The organism is Pseudomonas sp. Fl4BN1, assembly GCF_009908285.1.
GTDB lineage: Bacteria > Pseudomonadota > Gammaproteobacteria > Pseudomonadales > Pseudomonadaceae > Aquipseudomonas.
The window spans coordinates 110,033-133,158 of record NZ_JAAARM010000014.1; the positions used below are offsets into that span (position 1 = coordinate 110,033).

9 protein-coding genes are annotated in these 23,126 nt (G+C 65.5%); 7 read left to right on the forward strand and 2 right to left on the reverse strand.

Features of this window, described 5'->3' with window-relative positions; all coding sequences use genetic code 11:
* The first annotated feature begins 197 nt into the window (after positions 1-197).
* The 7 genes from GV818_RS17500 (at position 198) to GV818_RS17530 (ending at position 20,795) form a co-directional block, all read left to right on the forward strand.
* A complete protein-coding gene (locus GV818_RS17500) occupies positions 198-13,217 on the forward strand; it encodes a non-ribosomal peptide synthetase (RefSeq protein WP_161777087.1) in 13,020 nt (4,339 codons plus the stop codon).
* A gap of 656 nt (positions 13,218-13,873) precedes the next feature.
* Positions 13,874-14,740, forward strand: a complete 867-nt coding sequence (locus tag GV818_RS17505) for a hypothetical protein (protein ID WP_256679481.1) — start codon at positions 13,874-13,876, stop codon at positions 14,738-14,740.
* 119 nt (positions 14,741-14,859) lie between these two features.
* The gene (locus tag GV818_RS17510) at positions 14,860-15,909 is read left to right on the forward strand and encodes a hypothetical protein (RefSeq protein WP_161777088.1); all 1,050 of its coding nucleotides are present in this window, start codon (positions 14,860-14,862) and stop codon (positions 15,907-15,909) included.
* Between the two features lie 113 nt (positions 15,910-16,022).
* On the forward strand, positions 16,023-16,529 hold the full coding sequence (locus tag GV818_RS17515) for a sigma-70 family RNA polymerase sigma factor (RefSeq protein WP_161756910.1): 507 nt from the start codon (positions 16,023-16,025) through the stop codon (positions 16,527-16,529).
* Positions 16,526-17,485 (forward strand): FecR family protein, encoded by a 960-nt coding sequence (locus tag GV818_RS17520; RefSeq protein ID WP_161777089.1) that lies wholly within the window; start codon positions 16,526-16,528, stop codon positions 17,483-17,485. Before GV818_RS17515 ends, GV818_RS17520 begins: the two co-directional genes overlap by 4 nt.
* An 89-nt stretch (positions 17,486-17,574) precedes the next feature.
* Complete coding sequence (locus GV818_RS17525) at positions 17,575-20,022, forward strand: TonB-dependent siderophore receptor (RefSeq protein ID WP_161777090.1); 2,448 nt, start codon at positions 17,575-17,577, stop codon at positions 20,020-20,022.
* A gap of 407 nt (positions 20,023-20,429) precedes the next feature.
* Positions 20,430-20,795, forward strand: coding sequence for a DUF6124 family protein (locus GV818_RS17530; protein WP_161777091.1), 366 nt, complete (start codon positions 20,430-20,432; stop codon positions 20,793-20,795).
* A 249-nt stretch (positions 20,796-21,044) separates the two neighbouring features.
* Here the strand turns inward: GV818_RS17530 and GV818_RS17535 are convergent, their stop codons facing one another.
* Together GV818_RS17535 and GV818_RS17540 are read right to left on the reverse strand one after the other, a co-directional pair.
* Positions 21,045-21,791 carry a fimbrial biogenesis chaperone gene (locus GV818_RS17535; protein WP_161777092.1) on the reverse strand — a complete coding sequence of 249 codons (747 nt, stop codon included), beginning with the start codon at positions 21,789-21,791 and terminating at the stop codon, positions 21,045-21,047.
* The gene (locus GV818_RS17540) at positions 21,781-23,067 is read right to left on the reverse strand and encodes a fimbrial protein (RefSeq protein WP_161777106.1); all 1,287 of its coding nucleotides are present in this window, start codon (positions 23,065-23,067) and stop codon (positions 21,781-21,783) included. The genes GV818_RS17535 and GV818_RS17540 overlap by 11 nt, the downstream gene beginning before the upstream one ends.
* Between the last annotated feature and the right edge of the window lie 59 nt (positions 23,068-23,126).

A 23,126-nucleotide genomic window follows, 5' to 3' on the forward strand; every position in this document is an offset into this window, starting at 1 on the left:
CCAGGCAGGATGCGGACTAATTATTTCAAGACGTCATCCGTTCTCATTGGAGAAAGATTCCGGGCAGCAGCCCCGGCCGCGGCGCCTTCCGGATGCCCATGATTTTCTTATAACTATTTGATTTATCGATAGTTATAAAAGTTATGGCAGAGCAGGGCCCGATCTCCATTGCATGCACTCTCCTGGCAGGAAACCCCATGACGGACGCGTTCGAACTCCCCAGCACCCTGGCCCAAGCCCTGCAACGCCGGGCGGCCCAGACCCCCGATCAAGTGGCCTTGCGCTTTCTTGCCGAAGAGCAGGATCAGAGCGTGGTGCTGAGTTATCGGGACCTGGACCTTCGCGCGCAGAGCATTGCCGCCGCCTTGCAGGCCAATGCCGCATTGGGCGATCGCGCGGTACTGCTGTTCCCCAGTGGCCCGGATTACGTCGCGGCGTTTTTTGGCTGCCTGTACGCCGGGGTGATCGCGGTGCCGGCCTATCCGCCGGAATCGACTCGGCGCCATCACCAGGAGCGGTTGATCTCGATCATGGCCGACGCCGAGCCGCGCTTGCTGCTGACCAGCGCCGGGTTGCGGGACTCGCTGTTGCAGATGGACGAACTCAAGGCCGAGGGCGCGCCGCAACTGCTGTGCGTGGATACTCTGGAGGCCGGGCTGGCCGAAGGCTGGAAAGCCGTTGACCTGCAAGCCGACGACATTGCCTTCCTGCAGTACACCTCCGGCTCCACTGCCTTGCCCAAGGGCGTGCAGGTCAGCCACGGCAACCTGGTGGCCAACGAACTGCTGATCCGCCGCGGCTTCGGCATCGATCTCAATCCGGACGACGTGATCGTCAGCTGGCTACCGCTGTACCACGACATGGGCCTGATTGGCGGCCTGCTGCAACCGATCTTCAGTGGCGTGCCCTGCGTGCTGATGTCGCCGGCCTACTTCCTCGCCCGGCCACTGCGCTGGCTGGAAGCTATCAGCGAATACGGCGGCACCATCAGCGGCGGCCCGGACTTCGCCTACCGCCTGTGCAGCGAGCGGGTCAGCGAGTCGGCCCTGGAGCGTCTCGACCTGAGCCGCTGGCGCGTGGCCTATTCCGGTTCCGAGCCGATCCGCCTCGATACCTTGCAACGCTTTGCCGAGAAGTTCGGCGCCTGCGGTTTCAGTGCCGACAATTTCCTGGCCTCCTATGGCTTGGCGGAAGCCACCTTGTTCGTTGCCGGTGGCGTGCGTGGCCAGGGCATTGCGGCCCTGCACCTGGACGACCAGGCCCTGGCGCAGCACCGTGCCGAGCCGGGGGCGGGCAGTGCCATGATGAGCTGCGGCTTCAGCCAGCCGGAACACGCAGTGCTGCTGATGGACCCGCAGCAACTGAGCGAATTGCCTGACAACCACATCGGCGAAGTCTGGGCCACTGGGCCGAGTATCGCCCACGGCTACTGGCGCAACCCCGAAGCCACGGCCAAGACCTTCGTCCAGCACGCCGGCCGCACCTGGCTGCGCACCGGCGATCTGGGCTTCTTGCGCGATGGTGAGCTGTTCATCACTGGCCGCCTGAAAGACCTGCTGATCGTGCGCGGGCACAACCTGTATCCCCAGGACATCGAAAAGACCATCGAGCGCGAAGTGGAAGTGGTGCGCAAGGGGCGCGTAGCAGCCTTCGCGGTCAGCGACCAGGGCCAGGAAGGCATTGGCATCGCCGCGGAAATCAGCCGCAGCGTGCAGAAGATCCTGCCCCCCGAAGCGCTGATCAAGGCGATCCGCCAAGCCGTGGCCGAAGCCTGCCAGGAAGCGCCGAGCGTGGTGGTCTTGCTCAACCCCGGCGCGCTGCCGAAAACCTCCAGCGGCAAGTTGCAGCGTTCAGCCTGCCGTACGCGCCTGGCGGATGGCAGCCTGGATTACTACGCACTGTTCCCGGATGCATCGGCCAGCGAAACCGCCGGCACCGATGAAGCCTCCGGCGACGAACTCCAGGCCCTGATCGCCCGCATCTGGCAGGAACAACTGCAATGCGCTGCGGTGGTGGCCGACGATCACTTCTTCCTCCTGGGCGGCAACTCCATCGCCGCGACCCAGGTGATGGCGCGCTTGCGCGAAGAATTGGGCCTGGAGCTGGGCCTGCGCCTGTTGTTCGAAGCGCCGACCCTGGCGGCCTTTGCCGCCGAAGTGGCGCGCCAGCAGCAAGATGGCGGCGTGGCCCAAGGCAGTATCCAGGCCTTGTCGCGCCAGCAGCCGCTGCCGCAATCCCTGGCGCAGAACCGCCTGTGGATCACCTGGCAACTGGATCCACACAGCAGCGCCTACAACATTCCCGGCGGCCTGCGCCTGCGCGGCGAGCTGGATGAAGAGGCCTTGCGTGCGAGCTTCCAGCAACTGCTCCAGCGCCATGAGGCGCTGCGCACGCGCTTCTTCGAGCGCGATGGGCAGGCCCTGCAACAGGTTGAGCCGGCCGCCGAATTCAATCTGCAAGTGATCGACCTCGGCGACCTGCCAGCGGCCGAGCGCGAAGCCCGGGCGCGGCAGATCCGCGAGGATGAAGCCCGCACTGTGTTCGACCTGGAGCAAGGCCCGCTGTATTGGGCGACCCTGGTGCGCCTGGACGACGAAGAGCATCAACTGCTGCTGACCTTGCACCACATCATCGCCGACGGCTGGTCGCTGAATGTGCTGATCGACGAGTTCTCACGCCTGTACGCCGCAGCTGCCCAGGGCCAGCCTCTGCAGCTGGCGCCGCTGACCCTGCAATACGCCGACTACGGCAGTTGGCAGCGCCAGTGGCTGGCCCAGGGTGAAGGTGCGCGCCAGCTGGACTACTGGAAGCAGCAACTGGCTGACGAAGCGCCGGTATTGAGCCTGGCCACCGATCACCCACGTTCCGCGCAGACCCAGCACAGCGCTGCGCGCCACAGCCTGCGTTTGAGCGCGACCCTCAGCGCGGCGATCTGCCAGGCGGCCCAGGCCCAGCAGGCGACGCCGTTCATGCTGTTGCTGGCGGCCTTCCAGACCCTGTTGCACCGCTACAGCGGGCAGACCGATATCCGCATCGGTGTGCCCAACGCCAACCGTCCGCGCCTGGAAACCCAGGGCTTGCTGGGTTTTTTCATCAACACCCAGGTACTGCGCGGCCAACTGGACTCGCGCCAGTCGTTCGCCGACCTGCTGCAACAGACCCGGCGTTGCGCGCTGGAGGCCCAGGCCCATCAGGACCTGCCGTTCGAACAACTGCTCGAAGCCTTCCCCGAGGCTCGGGAGCAGGGCCTGTTCCAGGTCATGTTCAACCACCAGCAGCGCGACCTGAGCGCCTTGCGCCGCCTGCCCGGGCTGTTGGCCGAAGAGTTGCCGTGGCACAGCCGCGAAGCCAAGTTCGATCTGCAACTGCACAGCGACGAAGACCGCAATGGCCGCTTGAGCCTGGCTTTCGACTACGCCAATGAATTGTTCGACGCCAGCACCATCGAGCGTCTGGCCCAGCACTTTGTCAGCCTGCTGGAGCATGTCAGCCAACAGCCGGACAGCGCCCTGGGCGATCTGCCGTTGCTGGCCAAGGCCGAAACCGCACAACTGCAGCAGTGGGGCGTGGCGCCGTGCGCGGTTGCCGAACACTGGCTGCCGGAGTTGCTCCACGAACAACTGCGCCAGACCCCGGAGCGCACCGCGCTGATCTGGGACGGCGGCCAGTTGAGCTTTGCCCAACTGCATGCCGAGGCCAACCGCCTGGCCCATTACCTGCGGGACAAGGGCGTCGGCCCGGACGTGTGCGTAGCCATCGCTGCCGAGCGCTCGCCGCAATTGCTGATCGGCCTGCTGGCGATCATCAAGGCCGGCGGCGCCTACGTGCCGCTGGACCCGGATTACCCGGCCGAACGCCTGGCCTACATGCTCAGCGACAGCGGCGTGCAACTGCTGTTGACCCAGACCCACTTGCTGCAGCAGATGCCCCAGGCCGAAGGCGTCAGCGCCATCGCCATGGACAGCCTCAACCTCGACAGCTGGCCAAGCCACGCGCCGGGCCTGCACCTGCATGGCGACAACCTGGCCTATGTGATCTACACCTCCGGTTCCACCGGCCAGCCCAAGGGCGTGGGCAACACCCACAGCGCCCTGGTGGAACGTTTGCAGTGGATGCAAGGCAGCTACCAGTTGCAAGCCGATGATGTGCTGATGCAGAAGGCTCCGATCAGTTTCGACGTATCGGTGTGGGAGTGCTTCTGGCCCCTGATCACCGGCTGCCGCTTGCTGATCGCGGCCCCCGGTGAGCACCGCGATCCTCATCGCATCGCGCAACTGGTACAGGAATACGGCGTGACCACGCTGCACTTCGTGCCGCCGCTGTTGCAGCTGTTCGTTGATGAGCCATTGAGCGCCGAGTGCCACAGCCTGCGCCGGGTATTCTCCGGTGGCGAAGCCTTGCCCGCCGAGCTGCGCAACCGGGTGCTGGAACAGTTGCCCAACGCCCGGTTGCACAACCGCTATGGCCCGACCGAAACCGCGATCAACGTCACCCACTGGCAGTGCGCCACGGAGGACGGCGAGCGTTCGCCTATCGGCCGGCCATTGGGCAACGTGGTGTGCCGGGTGCTCGACGCCGAGCTCAACCCGCTGCCGGCCGGCGTTCCCGGCGAGCTGTGCATCAGCGGCCTGGGCCTGGCCCGGGGTTACCTGGGCCGCCCAGGCATGACCGCCGAGCGTTTTGTCGTTGACCCGCTGAGCGCGGAGGGCGCCCGCCTGTACCGCACCGGCGACCGTGTGCGCTGGTGCGTCGATGGCGCCCTGGAGTACCTCGGGCGTCTAGACCAACAGGTCAAGCTGCGGGGCTTTCGTGTCGAGCCGCAGGAAATCGAAGCACGCTTGCTGGCCCAGGACGGTGTGGCCCAGGCTGCGGTCCAGGTACGGCAGACCGTGGCCGGCGCGCAACTGATCGGCTACTACACGCCGAGTGCCGATGACGAGGATCAAGAGGCACAGAACCAGCGCCTGAAAACCGCCCTGGCTGCCGAGTTGCCGGAATACATGGTTCCGGCGCAACTGGTGCGCCTGGATGCCATGCCCCTGAGCCCCAGTGGCAAGCTGGATCGCCGGGCACTGCCCGAGCCGCAATGGCAGGTGCGCGAGCACATCGAGCCGAGCACCGAGCTGGAGCAGCAGATCGCGGCCATCTGGCGCGAGGTGCTGGGCCAGCCACGGATCGGCCTCAAGGATGATTTCTTCGCCCTCGGCGGCCACTCGCTGCTGGCCACCCAGATCATTTCCCGTACCCGCCAGGCCTGTGATGTCGAGCTGCCGCTGCGGGCGTTGTTCGAGGCCAGCGAACTGGGGGCCTTCGCCGAACAGGTGCGGCTGATCCAGGCGTCCGGTGAGCGTAACCAACAGCCACCGATTGCCCTGGTCGACCGCAGCCAACCGGTGCCGTTGTCCTATTCCCAGCAGCGCATGTGGTTCCTCTGGCAGATGGAGCCGGACAGCCCGGCCTACAACGTCGGCGGCATGGCGCGTTTGAGCGGCGTGCTGGATGTGGGCCGTTTCGAAGCGGCGTTGCAGGCGTTGATCATGCGCCATGAAACCCTGCGCAGCACCTTCCCCAGCGTCAATGGCGTGGCCCAGCAGCGGGTGCATCCCGACACCGGGCTGCGCATGGCCTGGAAAGACTTCTCGGCGCTGTCGCCAGAGGCCCGCCAGACCCGCCTGCAACAACTGGCGGACAGCGAGGCGCACCAGCCCTTCGACCTGGAGACCGGCCCGCTGCTGCGTGCCTGCCTGGTCAAGGCCGGCGAGCAGGAACACTACTTCGTCCTGACCCTGCACCACATCGTTACCGAAGGCTGGGCCATGGACATCTTCGCCCGCGAGTTGGGCGCGTTGTATGAAGCCTTCCTCGACGACCGCGAATCGCCCCTGCAACCGCTGCCGGTGCAGTACCTGGACTACAGCGTCTGGCAGCGCCAGTGGCTGGAGTCCGGCGAGCGCCAGCGCCAGCTGGATTACTGGACCGGGCAACTGGGCCGCGAGCACCCGTTGCTGGAACTGCCCAGCGACCGGCCACGGCCGCCGGTGCAAAGCCACCAGGGCGAGCTGTACCGTTTCGATCTGAGCGATGAACTGGCGGCTCGGGTGCGCGCGTTCAACGCCGAGCATGGCTTGACCCTGTTCATGACCATGACCGCCGCGCTGTCGGTGCTGCTGTACCGCTACAGCGGCCAGACCGACCTGCGCATCGGCGCGCCGGTGGCCAACCGTATCCGTCCGGAAAGCGAAGGGCTGATCGGCGCCTTCCTCAACACCCAGGTGCTGCGTTGCCAGCTCGACGGGCAGATGAGCGTCGGCCAGTTGCTGGAGCAGGTGCGCCACACGGTGATCGAGGGCCAGTCGCACCAGGACCTGCCGTTCGACCACCTGGTGGAAGCGTTGCAACCACCGCGTAGCGCCGCCTACAACCCGCTGTTCCAGGTGATGTGCAACGTCCAGCGCTGGGAGTTCCAGCAAAGCCGGCAGCTGGCTGGGATGACCGTGGAATACCTGGTCAACGATGCCCGGGCCACCAAGTTCGACCTCAACCTGGAAGTCACCGACCTGGACCATCGCCTGGGTTGCTGCCTGACCTACAGCACCGACCTGTTCGACGAGCCACGCATTGCGCGCATGGCTGTCCATTGGCGCAACCTGCTGCAAGCCTTGCTCAGCGATCCGCAACGGCGCCTGTGCGAGTTGCCGCTGCTGCAGGCCGAGGAACAGCAGCACCTGCTGGACAGCTTGAGTGTCGAGCCCGGCGAGCAACGCCTGGACCAGTGCATCCACCACCTGTTCAGCGAGCAGGCCCTGGCGCGCCAGGACGCGCCGGCCCTGACCTTCGCCGGGCAGACCCTGAGCTACAGCGAGCTGGACAGCCGTGCCAATCGCCTGGCCTGGATGCTCCGCGAGCGCGGCGTGGGCCCGCAGGTGCGGGTCGGCCTGGCCCTGGAGCGTTCCCTGGAAATGGTCGTCGGCCTGCTGGCGATCCTCAAGGCCGGTGGTGCCTACGTGCCGCTGGACCCGGAATACCCCCTGGACCGCCTGCACTACATGATCGAAGACAGCGGCATCGGCCTGCTGCTCAGCGATACGCGGATGTTCGAAGCCCTCGGCGAGCTGCCGGCCGGTGTCGGTCGTTGGTGCCTGGAAGAGGACGGCGCGTTGCTGGCCGACTACCCGGCCAGCGAGCTGCCGTTCATCAGCCTGCCCCAGCATCAGGCGTACCTGATCTACACCTCCGGTTCCACCGGCCAGCCCAAGGGCGTGGTGGTGTCCCACGGTGAAATCGCCATGCACTGCCAGGCGGTGATCCGCCGTTTCGGCATGCGCCCGGACGATTGCGAACTGCACTTCTATTCGATCAACTTCGACGCCGCCACCGAGCGCTTGCTGGTGCCGCTGCTCAGCGGTGCGCAAGTGGTACTGCGGGCCCAAGGCCAGTGGGATGCCGAGGAAATCTGCCAGCTGATCCGTCAGCACCGCATCAGCATTCTCGGTTTCACCCCCAGCTACGGCAGCCAACTGGCCCAGCACTTGGCAACGCAACAGCAGACCCTGCCGGTGCGCATGTGCATCACCGGTGGTGAAGCCCTGACCGGTGAACACCTGCAACGCATCCGCGCGGCCTTCCAGCCGAGCCTGTTCTTCAACGCCTACGGCCCCACCGAAACCGTGGTCATGCCCTTGGCCAGCCTGGCGCCGGAGCAACTGGCTGAAGGCGTGGCCAGCGTGCCGATCGGCAGCATCGTCGGCGCACGTGTGGCTTACATTCTCGACGCCGATCTGGCCCTGGTGCCGCAAGGCGCGACGGGTGAGCTGTATGTCGGCGGTGCCGGCCTGGCCCAGGGTTACCACCGTCGTCCGGGGATGAGCGCCGAACGTTTCGTCGCCGACCCGTTCGCCACCAATGGCGGGCGCCTGTACCGCACCGGCGACCTGGTGCGCCAGTGCGCCGACGGCCAGGTGGAGTACATCGGCCGGGTCGACCATCAGGTGAAGATCCGCGGTTTCCGCATCGAGCTGGGGGAAATCGAAACCCGCCTGCTGGATCATCCATCGGTGCGTGAAGCCGTAGTGCTGGCCTTGGACACGCCGGCCGGCAAACAGCTGGCCGCTTACCTGGTCAGTGATGTCGCCGAGCAGAATGAGGTGCAGCAGGCCAACCTGCGTGAAGCCCTCAAGCAGCAGCTGAAAACCCAGCTGCCGGACTACATGGTGCCGACTCACCTGATACTGCTCGGCAGCATGCCGCTGACCGCCAACGGCAAGCTCGACCGCCGCGCCTTGCCGCTGCCAGATCCGGAGCTCAATCGCCAGCAGTACGTGGCCCCGAGTAACGAACTGGAGCAGACCCTGGCTAGGGTCTGGGGCGAAGTGCTGAACGTGCAGCAGGTGGGCCTCAACGACAACTTCTTTGAACTGGGCGGCGACTCGATCCTGTCGATCCAGGTGGTCAGCCGCGCCCGTCAGCTGGGGATTCACTTCACCCCGCGCGACCTGTTCCAGCACCAGACCGTGCAGAGCCTGGCTCGGGTGGCCAGCCATAGCCAGCGCATCACTGCCGAGCAGGGCCTGCTCAGTGGCGAAGCGCCGCTGACGCCGATCCAGCATTGGTTCTTCGACAGCGCCATTCCCCAGCCGCAACATTGGAACCAGGCGTTGCTGCTGGAGCCGGTGGGCGTGCTGGATGCCCAACGCCTGGAGCAGGCGCTGTTGGCAGTGGTGGAGCAGCACGACGCCCTGCGCCTGCGCTTCAATCAGGTTCAAGGCCAGTGGCACGCCGAATACCTGCCGCTGTCCGACGCACCGTTGCTGTGGCAAGTGCGGGTGCCGTCCATGGACACCTGCGCATCGCTGTTCGCCGATGCCCAGCGCAGCCTCGACTTGGAACACGGCCCGCTGCTGCGCGCGGTGCTGGTGGACGGTCCGGAGGGCCAGCAACGCTTGCTGATTGCCATTCACCACCTGGTGGTGGATGGGGTGTCCTGGCGGGTGCTGCTGGAAGATCTGCAGAACGCTTACCGCCAACTGGAGTCGGCACAGGCCCTGCGTCTGCCGGCCAAGACCAGCGCCCTGCGCGATTGGTCGAGCCGCCTGCAAGCCTATGCCGGCAGCGAATCCCTGCGCGAGGAGCTGGACTGGTGGCAGCAGCAACTGGCGGGTCCGGTCGCGCAACTGCCGGGGTTGAACGCCAGCGGCGGCCAGCAACACCAGCATGCGAAAACCCACAGCGTGACCTTGGATGCCGAGCGCACCCGACAGCTGCTGCAACAGGCGCCAGTGGCTTATCGCACCCAGGTCAACGACCTGCTGCTGACCGCCCTGGCCCGCGTGCTGTGCCGCTGGAGCGGGCAGCCTTCGGCGCTGGTGCAACTGGAAGGCCACGGCCGCGAAGCGCTGTTCGACGAGATCGACCTGACCCGCACCGTGGGCTGGTTCACCAGCGCCTATCCGTTGCGCCTGACCCCGTTGCAAGTAGAAGAAGCGGCCGGGCAGGGCGCCTCGATCAAGGCCATCAAGGAACAATTGCGCGCCGTGCCGCACAAAGGCCTGGGTTATGGCGTGCTGCGCTACCTGGCGGATGAAAGCTGCCGCGAGGCCCTGGCGGCCCTGCCGCCGGCGCCGGTGACTTTCAACTACCTGGGGCAGTTCGACCAGAGCTTCGGCGCCGATGCACTGCTGCGGCCGCTGGATGAATCCGTCGGCCCGGCTCATGCACCTGAAGCACCATTGCCCAACGAACTGAGCATCGACAGCCAGGTCTATGGCGGCGAGCTGGTGCTGCGCTGGACCTACAGCGCCGAGCGTTTCGACGCCGAGCTGATCGGCGACCTGGCCGAGGCCTACCTAGGCGAGCTGCAGAGCCTGATCGGCCATTGCCTGAAGGACGATGCCGGTGGCCTGACGCCGTCGGACTTCCCTCTGGCCTCCCTGACCCAGGCCCAGCTGGACAGCCTGCCGGTACCGGCGGCGCAGATCGAGGACGTCTACCCGCTGACGCCGATGCAGGAGGGCATGCTGCTGCACACCCTGCTGGAACCGGGCACCGGCCTGTACTACATGCAGGACCGCTACCGCATCAACAGCGAGCTGGACCCGCAGCGTTTCGCTCAGGCCTGGCAAGCGGTGGTCGCCCGTCATGAAGCACTGCGCGCGTCCTTCTGCTGGAACATCGGCGAAGACATGCTGCAAGTTATCCACAAACCAGGCAGCACCCCGATCGAGTTCCTCGACTGGAGCGCGCTGCCCGAGGCCGAGCAGGAACCTAAACTGCAAGCCCTGCACCAGCAGGAGCGCGAAGCCGGTTTCGATCTGCTCAACCAGGCGCCGTTCCACCTGCGCTTGATCCGCGTCGGCGCCGCGCGCTACTGGTTCATGATGAGCAACCACCACATCCTCATCGATGCCTGGTGCCGTTCGCTGCTGATGAATGACTTCTTCGAGATCTACACCGCCCTCGGCGAAGGCCGTGAGGCCCAGCTGTCGGTGCCACCGCGTTACCGCGACTACATCGGCTGGCTGCAGCACCAGAGCCTGTCGGAGGCGCGGCAGTGGTGGCGGCAGAACCTTCAAGGTTTTGAACGCACTACGCCGATCCCCAGCGACCGACCTTTCCTGCGGGAACACGCCGGTGACAGCGGCGGGATGATCGTCGGTGACTGCTACACCCGCCTCGATGCCCGGGATGGCGCGCAACTGCGCGAGCTGGCGCAGCAGCATCAACTGACCATCAACACCTTCGCCCAGGCGGCCTGGGCCTTGGTGCTGCGGCGCCTGAGCGGTGATCGCGACGTATTGTTCGGGGTCACTGTGGCCGGGCGCCCGGTGGCAATGCCGGAGATGCAACGCACCGTCGGCCTGTTCATCAACAGCATCGCCCTGCGGGTCAAACTGCCCCAGGACGGTGAGCGCTGCAGCGTGCGCCAGTGGCTCAGCGGCTTGCTCGACAGCAACATGCAACTGCGTGAATACGAGTACCTGCCGCTGGTGGCGATCCAGGAAACCAGCGAACTGCCCAAGGGCCAGCCGCTGTTCGACAGCCTGTTCGTGTTCGAGAACGCGCCGGTGGAAGTCTCGGTGCTGGACCGTGCGCAAAGCCTGAATGCCACGTCGGATTCCGGCCGTACCCACACCAACTTCCCGATCACCGCGGTGTGCTACCCGGGGGATGACCTGGGCCTGCACCTGTCCTACGACCAGCGCTACTTCGAGCAGGCGACCATCGAGCGCATGCTCGGCGAGTTCAAGCGCCTGTTGCTGGCGCTGATGCAAGGTTTGCATGGCGACATGGCCGAGCTGCCGTTGCTGGGTGAAGAAGAGCAGGACTTCCTGCTGGCCGGCTGCAACCAGAGTGAGCACGAGTACCCGCTGGAGCGCAGCTACGTGGAGCTGTTCGAGGCCCAGGTGGCGGCCCACCCGCAACGCATCGCCGCCAGTTGCCTGGATCAGCGCTACAGCTACGCTGAATTGAACCGCTGCAGCAACCGCCTGGGGCATGCCTTGATCGCCAATGGCGTGGGCTTCGACCAGCCGGTGGCCTTGTTGGCCGAGCGCGGCCTGGAACTGCTGGGCATGATCATCGGCAGCTTCAAGGCCGGGGCCGGCTACCTGCCCCTGGACCCGGGCCTGCCGGGCCAGCGCCTGGGCCGGATCATCGAGCTCAGCCGCACGCCGCTGCTGGTGTGCACCGCGGCCTGTCGCGAACAGGCCCAGGCCCTGCTGGACGAATTCGGCTGCGCCGGTCGGCCGCGACTGCTGGTCTGGGAAGAACTGCAAGCCGCCGGGCATGCCGAGAGCAACCCGGGCCGCTACAGCAGCCCGGACAACCTCGCCTACGTGATCTACACCTCCGGTTCCACCGGCTTGCCCAAGGGCGTGATGGTGGAGCAGCGTGGCATGCTCAACAACCAATTGAGCAAAGTGCCGTACCTGCAACTGAGCGAGACCGACGTGATCGCCCAGACCGCCTCCCAGAGCTTCGACATTTCGGTCTGGCAGTTCCTTGCCGCGCCGCTGTTCGGCGCCCGGGTCGACATCGTGCCCAACACCATTGCTCACGATCCCCAGGGCCTCCTGGCCCACGTCGAGGAGCAGGGCATCACGGTGCTGGAAAGCGTGCCGTCGCTGATCCAGGGCATGCTCGCCCAGGATGCGATTGCCCTCGATGGCCTGCGCTGGATGCTGCCCACCGGCGAGGCCATGCCGCCGGAGTTGGCGCACCAGTGGCTGCTGCGTTATCCACAGATCGGCCTGGTCAACGCTTACGGCCCTGCCGAATGTTCCGATGACGTGGCCTTCTTCCGGGTGGACATGGCCTCGACCCGGGGCGCCTACCTGCCGATCGGCACGCCCACCGACAACAACCAGCTGTACCTGATGGACGAGGCCCTGGAGCTGGTGCCCCTGGGCGCCGTCGGCGAGCTGTGCGTGGCCGGCACCGGTGTCGGCCGTGGCTACGTCAGCGACCCATTGCGCACCGCGCTTGCCTTCGTGCCCCATCCGTTCGGTGCTGCGGGCGAACGCCTGTACCGCACCGGCGACCTGGCACGCCGGCGCAGCGATGGCGTGCTGGAATACGTCGGCCGCATCGACCATCAGGTGAAGATCCGCGGCTACCGCATCGAACTGGGGGAGATCGAAGCGCGCCTGCACGAACAGCCGGAAATCCGCGATGCCGCCGTCGGTGTGCAGGAAGGTGCCAACGGCAAGCACTTGGTCGGCTACCTGGTGGCCAGCGATTCGGGCCTGAGCCCGAGCGAGCGCCTGGAGCGGATCAAACCGCGCCTGCGCGCCGAGCTGCCGGAGTACATGGTGCCGCTGCACTGGCTGTGGCTGGAGCGCCTGCCGCTCAACGCCAACGGCAAGCTCGACCGCAAGGCCCTGCCGGCGCTGGAGATCGGCCAACTGCAGAGCGAGGACTATCAAGCCCCGGGCAGCGAGCTGGAGCAGACCCTGGTGGAGATCTGGGCCGAGGTGCTCAAGGTCGAGCGAGTGGGGGTGCGCGACAACTTCTTCGAGTTGGGCGGGCATTCCCTGCTAGCCACGCAGATCGCCTCGCGGGTGCAGAAGACCCTGCAACGCAACGTGCCGCTGCGGGCCATGTTCGAATGCAGCACGGTGCAAGAACTGGCCGCCTACATCGACGGCCTGGGTGCCAATGAAATCAACGAGGAGAAGGTCGATCGGCTGAGTGACCTGATGGCCGAGCTGGAGGGGCTGTGATCGACGGATGAGCGGTGGGGCGTTGTTCGCGCAGCAGGAGGATCGACATCTGGCGTAGGAGCCGGAGGATCAATAGCCAAGGCCTGCGCTCGGCCTCCAGAAGGGGCAGCAAGATCAAAAGCCAAAGCCCAAGCGCGTTTTCCGCGCTTTCGTAGGAGCCGGCTTGCCGGCGAAGAGGTCCGCAAGCCTTGCATCGCCCTGGCCGCCGTCTTCGCTGGCAAGCCAGCTCCTACGGAGCCGGAGGCTCAATAGCCAAGGCCTGCGCTCGGCCTCCTGAAGGGGCAGCAAGATCAAAAGCCAAAGCCCAAGCGCGTTTTCCGCGCTTTCGTAGGAGCCGGCTTGCCGGCGAAGAGGTCCGCAAGCCCTGCATCGCCCTGGCCGCCGTCTTCGCTGGCAAGCCAGCTCCTACGGGTGAAGAGGCCCGCAGGTCCTCTGCTATGATCGCGCCCGGCCCAGGTCCAACCGACCTGCGCCGGGCGTTTTCATTCAAGGACCGGAACCATGGCAGAACCGCTTTACTGGCACGACATCGAAGACTCCCTGGGCAACTGGAGTGGCCTCGGCGTTGAAGTGGAACCGGGCGCCACCGACAAACCGCCGCTGTACCTGCGCACCGGCAGCAATGCCACCACGACACGCCACTGTTCTGGGCCACGATGGCCCGGGACCACGGCGGTGTCTGGCTGGTGCGCAACCCGCTGGCCGAGGGCGCCGAATGCCGGCTGCTGGCGCCCATCGATTCACCCACGGTCGAACAGCACGCCGCCCTGGCCCCCGAGCAGCGGATCAAGGCCTGGAGCCGCTACTTCGTCAGCCGTCTCAGCGACAGCGCCCGGCACTTCCTCACCCCCGGTTTCTGGCTGGCCCAGAGCCTGTTGCCGGAACCCTCCAGCACCGCGAACGGCCTGGACAACTGGCGCTTCAGCTCGGTGAGCGATCCCCTGACCCACGTGCCCAATTGGCACCTGTACGGCGAGGACTTTCTCGACAACCTGCAACCCCAGGCCCTGGAGTGGATCGACTGGTGGCACGGCGGCGGCAAGCTTATCGGCCTGCATCGCGTCGATCCCCTGGCCGGGCGTCTGAAGTGGTGGCGCAAGAAAGCCCGGGAGGGCAGCCTGCCGCCGGTGCTGCTGTGGTATGTCGGCGGGCTGGCGTCCTATGTGGTGATCGATGGCCATTACCGCTTGCAGGCAGCCCTTGCGGAAAATCTTGCGCCGTCGTTTATCGTCCTCAGCGCTACCCGCGAGCTGGATTTCACGCCGAGCACCGAGCACCAGCAGCGGGTCATGGATTCATTGCGCAAGCGCGGCGACGCGGTGCCGCGCAACAAGGCCCTGAGCACCGAGCACCTCAACCGGGTGCTGATCCAGGCTTTCGATGACCGGCCCCACTACCGTAGCGCTACCCCGGCCTGGGCCGGCACCGAGCCGGAGTCGCAGTGGTGTGATGAGGTGCGCCAGTGCCTGAGCGGGCAGGGGCTTGCGGATGAGGTGGACGCGGTCATCGCCCGGCGGGGGTAGGGCGTTGGCCGCCTTCGCTGGCAAGCCAGCTCCTACAAGCGAATGCGTGTTCCGGCCATCTGCTATATTCGCGCCCGGCCGCCGCAGGGCCGGTCATTGTTGAAGGATTAGGGACAATCGTGGAACAGATTTTCTGGCGTGATATCGAGGATTTGGCCGGCCACTGGAACGGCCTGGGGCTGGACGTCAAAGGTCCGGCCAGCGGCAAGCCGAACCTGCGCCTGCTCAGTGGCAACAATGAGCGCATGCAGCTGGTGTTGGGGGACCAGACCCTGCTCTGGGGCACCATGTCGCGCTGCCTCTATGGTGTGTGGCTGGTGCGCAATGACCTGCTGCAGCAACTGCCGCAGACCCTGGTCGACCCCATCGATTCGCCCCTGGTGGAACAACAGGCGCGCCTTGATCCGGCCCTGCGCCTCAAGGCCTGGAGCCGCTTCTTCGTCCAGCAGCTGATGCAGCACCAAGCGGATTTCTTCTACCCCGGTTACTGGCTGGTGCGGGCGCTGCGTCCGGAATCCCAGAAGCCGCTGCGACCCATGCTCAAAGGCGTTGACGCCTGGTACTTCAAGGGCGGCGCAGACGCCCAGAGCCATATGCCGCAGTGGGCGATCTACGGCCGCAACATCCTCGACAACCAGCAGCCCGGCGCGGCGCGCTGGGTCGAGTTGCACGAGGGCGGCGGGGCGGTGGTCGGCCTGCATGCCGTGGACCCGCATTCCGGGCGCTTGAAATGGTGGCGCAAGAAAGCCCGCGAAGGCAGCTTGCCGCCGATTCTGCTGTGGTACGTCAGCGGCCTGAGCTGCTATCTGATCCTCGATGGTCATTACCGCCTGCAGGCGGCCATCGATGAAAACCTGCCGCCGGAGTTTCTGGTGCTCAGCTCGCCGCGGCTGCGTCGCTATCGTCCCAACCCGCAAGAGCAGCAGAAGGTGCTGGGGGCGCTGCAAGTGCAGATCCAGCGCAAGAACCTGGACATCGGGCGCTTCAACCAGCTGCTGATCAGCACCTTCGATGACCGGCCGTATCACGGCTTTGGCAGCCAGTCCTGGGCCGGGATTGCTTCGGAGCAGGTGTGGATCGATCAAGTCAGCGGCATTCTCAAGGCGCGCGGCGACCTCAGCGATCTGGAGGAAGTCCTCGAACGCGAGGGGCCGGCGGAGTACTACTGAGCGCTAGCTCACAGGTTCGCCGTGGCAACTTGGAGTTTTGCCGCGACGAACATTGATTTCCGTGACCGGCCAACTGGATAATGATAACAATTACCATTAGCGTGCCGATCTCGATGCACAGTCCCGTAGACACCAAAGCCATAGTCGCCAACCTCTACAGTGAGAATTACCGCTGGTTGCGGGCCTGGCTGTATCGCCGATTGCAGTGCCCGCAGGATGCCGCGGACCTGACCCAGGACACCTTCGTGCGCACCCTGACCGCCGGCCAACTGGCCGATCTCAACGAGCCACGGGCCTTTCTCGCCACCGTGGCCAGGCGCTTGTTGAGCAACCTGTTCCGGCGCCGTGCCCTGGAGCAGCAGTACCTGCTGGAGCTGGGCCGGCTGCCCCAGGCCTTCAGCCCCTCCGAAGAGGACCTGGCACTGGTGCGCGAAGCGCTGGAGCTGATCGATCGGCTGCTGGAAGGTTTGCCGCAACGGGCGCGCCAGGCTTTTATCCTGCATCGCCTTGAGGGCTTGTCGCAGCCACAGATTGGCGAGCGCCTGGGGGTGTCCCTGGCGACCGTCGAGCGTGACCTGCGGCGGGCCTTCCTGCATTGCCTCAGCGAGGGCGCCCCATGAGCCGTAGCGCCATCGACCAGGCCAATCGCGCCGCTGTGGATTGGCTGCTGAAGCTGGAATCCAGCACGCCGGGGGATGCCGTGCAGCAAGCGTTTGCCCACTGGCTGGCGCAGAGCGGCGAGCACGCCGCTGCCTGGCAGCGGGTCAATGCCGTGCTCAGCCAGCCCTTGCAGCAACTGCAGGGCGCCGGGCAGTTGCAGGCGGCCAGCCGGGCCTTGCGTTCGCTGCCTTCGCCGGCGCGGCGCAAGGTGCTGGGCGGCGGCCTGGCGTTGCTGGTGCTGGGGGGCGGTGCTGCCGGGCTGGTCAACCGCGTGCTGCCCCTGGGCCAGGTGCTGGCCGACCTGGATACCGCCACCGGCCAGCGCAAGTCCATGACCCTGGCCGATGGCAGCCGCATCCACTTGAATGCCCGCAGCGCGGTGGATATCCGCTTCGATGCCGGGCAGCGGCGCATTGTCCTGCGTGAAGGCACGGTGCAGGTCGAGGTCGCCGCCGACCCGGCGCGGCCGTTTATCGTCGAAAGCCGCGAGGGTCGGGTGCAGGCCCTGGGCACTCGTTTCATGGTCAGTCGCAACGACCTTGGCAGTCTGGTTTCGGTGCAGCAGCACAGCGTACTGCTGAGCACGCCCCAGGGCCGCCAGCAGCGTGTCGAGGCCGGTGAAGCCTTTGCCTTCAACGCGCAAGGCATCGAGCGCCAGGCGCCGTCGCTGCGCACCCGGGTGGACTGGCTCGACGGCCGCATCGATGTGCGCAACGAGCCCCTGGGCGAATTGATCGAGCTGTTGCGGCCCTACCGCAGCGGCCTGTTGCGCATCAGCCCGCAAGCGGCGCGGGTGCGGGTCTACGGGGTGTTCCCCCTGGATGACAGCGATCAGGTGCTGCTGTCTCTGGGCGAAACCCTGCCGATCCAGGTGACCCGCTATGGCTTCTGGCTGACCCGCATCGAGCTGCGCTGATTCTTTTCAAAAAAAAGCCGGGACGGTGAGGGGGTTGGGCTTTTCCCGTGTCCTGGTTATGGAAAGCCAACCTACAACGAGCCCTTTCCATGCCCCAGATTATTTTCCGTCCCAGCCTGCTGGCGATGGCTGTCGTTCTGAGTTACGCCGCTCTGCCCGCTGTCGCCCACGCCACGGCCACCGCGCAACAGGCTGAGGCCAGCCGGTCGTTCAATCTTCCCGCCGGTGACCTGGGCGAGACCTTGAGCCGCATCGCCCGGGACAGCGGCCGGGTGCTGTCGGTGGCCCCGGAGCTGCTCGTCGGTAAGCGCGCCAGCCGGGTCAGCGGCCAACTGACCCCCGAGCAGGCCGTGCAGCAGGCCCTGGCGGGCAGCGGTCTGGGCTTGACCACGACCCCCAGCGGCACCTGGAGTCTCTACCCGTTACCCGAAGGTTCGGCGTTGCAATTGCAACCGACCCATATCCAGGGCCAGGGCCAAGTCCAGGAGCAGGCCTGGGGCCCGGTGGATGGCTACGTGGCCACCCGCAGCGCCACCGCGACCAAGACCGACACACCGATCCTGGAAATTCCCCAGACCATCAACGTGGTCACCGCCGACCAGGTGCAGACCCAGGGTGCGCGCAACCTGACCCAGGTGCTGCGCTACACGCCGGGGCTGAGCGTCAACGGCTACACCGACCGCAACACCATTGCCGACGAGATCACCAGCCGCGGTTTCACCCCGACCCCGCTGTACCTGGACGGCGCCTACCTGCCCTATGCCGGCAGCCTGGGCGGGGCGCCGCAGATCGATCCCTACACCCTGGAACGCATCGAGGTGCTCAAGGGCCCGTCGTCGGTGCTCTACGGGCAGAACCAGCCCGGCGGCCTGGTCAACCTGGTGTCCAAGCGCCCCAGCAGCACGCCGCAACATCAGGTCAAGTTCGGCCTGGGCAGCTACAACCGGGTCAACGGCGCCCTGGACAGCAGTGGCCCGCTGGATGACCAGGGGGAGTTCTCCTACCGCCTGATCGGCGTGGCGAAGAAGGGCAACGAGCAGGTCGCCCACACCAACAGCCAGCGCACCCTGCTGGCGCCGAGCCTGACCTGGAGCCCGAGCGACGCCACCCGCCTGACGCTGTTCGCGCAGATCCAGCGCGACGATGGCCTGGCCGACTACCAGGCGTTGCCAAAGATCGGCACCCTCGAACGCAGCCCCGACGGGCGCAAGATCGACCGCGATTTCTTCAACGGCGATTCGCACTACAACAATTACAAGCGCGACCAGTACATCCTCGGCTACGAGCTGAGCCAGGCCTTGAACGACGACCTGAAGTGGCGCTCCAGCGCCCGCTACATCGACGTGCGCGACCGCTACACGGGCTTCTACCTGCGCGGCTTCGTCACCGAAGCTGGCGGCGCGACCGACTACACCCGGGCCACCCGCACCAAGCTCGACTGGCAGCAGCACAACACGGCCTACACCCTGGACAACAACCTGGAGTACCGCTTCAACACCGGCGCCCTTGAGCACACTGCCCTGGCGGGTGTGGACTATCGCCACTTCAACCGCAAGTACACCGGCTACAACGCCTACGGGGTCTTGCCGGTGGAGCTGTACGGCAAGAACAACTACGACACCCGCAGCGTCACTCCCCAACTGACCACCCGCTGGGACAACACCGTCAGCCAGACCGGCCTCTACGCCCAGGACCAGATCAAGCTCGACCAATGGCTACTGACCATCGGCGGCCGCCAGGACTGGGCCGAAGTGGAAAACAAGGACCTGCTGGCGCGCAGCATTGTTGAACAGCGGGACCACAAGTTCACCGGCCGGGTGGGCCTGACCTACCTGACCGATTTCGGTCTGGCGCCCTATGTGAGCTATTCCCAGTCCTTCCTGCCGACCGTGGGCACCGGTGCGCCGGAGCGTGGCGCCAAGGCCTTCAAGCCGACCGAGGGCGAGCAGTATGAAGTGGGGGTGAAATACCAGCCCCTGGACAAGACCCTGATGACCGCGTCGGTGTTCCAGGTCAAGCAGAAGAACGCCCTGACCAGCGACATCCAGTACCCCGAATACAGCGCGCAGCAGGGCGAGGTGCGTTCCCGGGGCATCGAACTGGAAATCAAATCCAGCCTGGACAACATCGATCTGATGGCCGCCGCCACCTACATCGACTCCTTCTATACCAAGGCCAATGACGCCACCAAGGGCAACCGCAATGAAGCCCAGGCGCCGGTCTCGGCCAGTGCCTGGGTCGACTACCACTTCACCCAGGCGGCGCTCAACGGCCTGACCTTCGGCGTCGGCGCGCGCTACACCGGCAAGAAGCCGGGGGATTCGGGCAACAGCTTCAGCACGCCGGCCTATGTGGTGTACGACACCACGGTCAGCTACGACCTGGGCAAGCTCGACCCGAGCCTGCGCGGGCTGAAAAGCAGCCTCAACGTGCAGAACCTGTTTGACCGGGAATACGTCTCGGACTGCAACTACAACTTCGGCTGCTATTACGGCCAGGAGCGGGTGGCCTCGGTGGAAATGAGCTACGACTGGTAACGCCGGGCAGGGGCAGTGGCTGGTGTTGCCTGCGCCTGCTTCCCTGGCATGGAGTGGATCTGAAGGCCGTGGAACAGCGTCTGAAAGTAAGGCAGTTCGCTTTCTTTTGTAAGGCAAATCCGAGAAACTGCTGGCCGCTTGAATGCGTCTGGTGGGCGGGCTAGGGTGCTGGAGCCATCGTCAAATCGATGGCTCGGATGTGCAAGTCCGGACTGTTACCAGACGCATAAACGCTCAGTCATGCCTGAGCGTTTTCATGTTCGCCGTGTTATGGCGACCGTGCGCGGGAGATCTTCGGATCTGCCGGGGTTCTGGTAACTCGGTCTTGCACACCCGCGTACGGCTGCCACCTTTATTCGTGTGCAAGCGAACGGTGTCAGCTCCTTTTCATTACCAGGAGTTTGACCATGAAAAAGCTTGTCCCCGATCCACCCACTTCCTATCGCGACCCCGAACTCAAGGCTGCCAACGCCACCTTGCGCGTGGCCCTGGCCCAGCAACCGCTGGACCCCGGGCTGTTCCAGCGCAATACCCAATCCAAAGCGGTTTCTCCTGACTCCCTGTTCAGCGTGCGCGAAGGCGTCAGCGCCGAAGAGGCATTGGTGCATGTGGCGCTGCTGCTCAAATGCGCCGAAGAGGTCTGCGATGAGATCACCCAGCAGGGCAGTGGCCTGGAGCGCGGGCTGATCTGGTCCATGGTGCATTCCGTAGAGATGGCCCGGGCGGTGGTGGAAGCCTTGCTCGACGGCCAGCACGCGCCGGTCGATCGCTAACCGCCATCGACCGCACGCAGGGTCATCCGTTGCAAGGAACATCCGCGAAGCAGCGGACTGCGCGAGTGCGCCTGAAGGGCGCACCCGTGTGTTGCAGGCTTGGCCTGATCGATGGCTCGGCTGTGCAAGCCCGGTCATGTCGGCGCATCGTTGTTTCTGCGTCATGGCAGCGGTGCATGGCAGGCTTTCGAGTCCGCCGGGTTCCGAACGGCGGTATTGCTCGACGGGCGTCTGGGCGCTGCGTTCGACTCAGGGCTTCAGTGGGGCGCTGCCGGGTCGCAGGTTGCCATCGTCGTCGACACGGCTGAATTCAACCGTGGTGGCGCCGCGGGTGAAGCGCTCAGGTTGCGAGAGCGGCAAGGCGAGCTCGGCAAAAGGCGCAATCATGGTGCCTGGCACGGCCTGGCGGGTGGCGCCGTGTTTCAGCTGGATCTCGCTGAGGGTGGCGAAGTACGGCGTCGGGTTCTCGATGCGCAGCAGGGGGCTGTCCGCGCTGTTATCCAGGGTGAACCGCAGCTGCTGATTGAGGCTGTCCGGGCTGCCGGGCAGGTGCTCCGGGCGCACCAGCACTTTCATCTGCGTGCGCAGGGTCACGGTCAGGCGTGTGGTGTCCGGTGGCAGGGGCGTGTTGGGGCGGGGAGGGATCTCGTAGAGATTGAGCCAGAACAGCGACTCGCGATCCTTGGGTAGCGCTTCGCCGGTGTAGATCAACCGCAGGTTGCGCTGCTCGCCCGGCTCCATGCGAAAAATCGCCGGCAGTGGGAGGATCGGCGCTTGGGTCGTGTCCGGTGTCGAACCCGGCTCGCCGTCATCGACCCAGGTTTGCACCACCACCGGGTAGGGGTTCTGGTTCATCACCTGCAGGGAGGTTTCGGTGGTGTTGGCGGCAAACACCACCCGGGTTTTTTCCGCCGTGACCCCGGCGAGGGCGACGCCGATGGGCGCCAGCAGGCCAAGGGCAAGGAGTAATGGGGCCAACAAGGGTTTACTGGACACGAATGATCACCTGCGCGGTGGCTTCTATGCGCCCGGCCGTTACCGTCTGGCCCGCCAGTTTTTCCAGGGTGGCGCTGAAGGTTTCCCGGTAGCGCCTGATTCCGCCCTGGGTATCGAGCAGCACCGAGGCCGGCCCTTGGGCGGGATACCAGCCACCGCTGTTGTTGCTGCCGGTATTCAGGCTGGTCAGCAGCTTTACATTCTGATTGTTGCGCTGGATGCGGATGCCCACGCCTGAGGCGATGCCCGCGCTGCCGTAGCGGTCGGACAGCAGGTAGGACGCGCCGCCGCCACTGACCAGCCCCAGGCGCTCGGCCGCTGCCAGGCTGCCGGCAGATACCAGGATGCCCATGGCCGTGGCATTGGTTGCCACGCCGGAGACCGCGGTTGCTTCGCACTTGAATTCGATGTCGAAAGGCAGTTTTCGGCTGCTGCCGGCGTTCAGTTCGGGAATGGAGATGGTGCCGAAAGTCACCACCGGGGTGACGTTGTTCACCGAGCAAGTGGCAGAGCGGCGAATGCTCACCTTGCCGTACAAGCCGATGGTACCTGGCCAGTAGTCGGGCCAGCCCGGCCAGTTGTTGAGGTGGTTGGTTCCGACGATCGGACCACTGATGCCAGGTCCGGTGAACGCGATGTAGGCATTGGGTTGGGTGTAGCCATACATCCCGGGGTCGGTGACACCGATGCCGTTGGGGACGGCGACACGATAGAGCTCGGTGCGTATCCGGCTCAGATTCTTGGCCTTGACCAGCAGGAAGCCTCGCGAGTCGACATCCAGGCCGGTGAGGCTGCGGGCTTTCCAGATATTGGTGAACACCTCGCCGGTTTCCAGGTTGGTCAGGCGGCTGATCACGTCTTTCCAGACGGTGGCGAAGCCGCCGGATACGCCGATGCTGGTGCCGTATTCGTAGTTCTGGTGGCCGCTGTAGGCGTTATCGCCGTTGGTCGAGTACATCTCGAAGAGTTTGCCGGCGTCTTCGGGGGCGCAGCGGTAAAACACCATGTCCGGATTGTCCTGTACGTTGTTTCCGTACTCCATGAACGTGGCCACTCCCGAGGCCAGCAGGGTCCCGGGTGGCTGGAACTCGGGGCTGGTGACGTTGATCACGTTGGGCAGCCCCAGCGAGCCATTGCAGGTGTCACAGGCGTAGATCCGCCGTGCGGAGCCCTCGCCTGGACGGATCTCGTAGAGGTTGGTGGTGGTGGCGGTACCCACCCTGGCGACCCAGTAACACTGGGCCCGGGCGCTTTCACTCAACGCCAGCATGAGCATCGAGCCGAGTATCCAGGCCAGGGTGTGCCGACGGACTCGGCGTGTGTGAACGGGGGGCA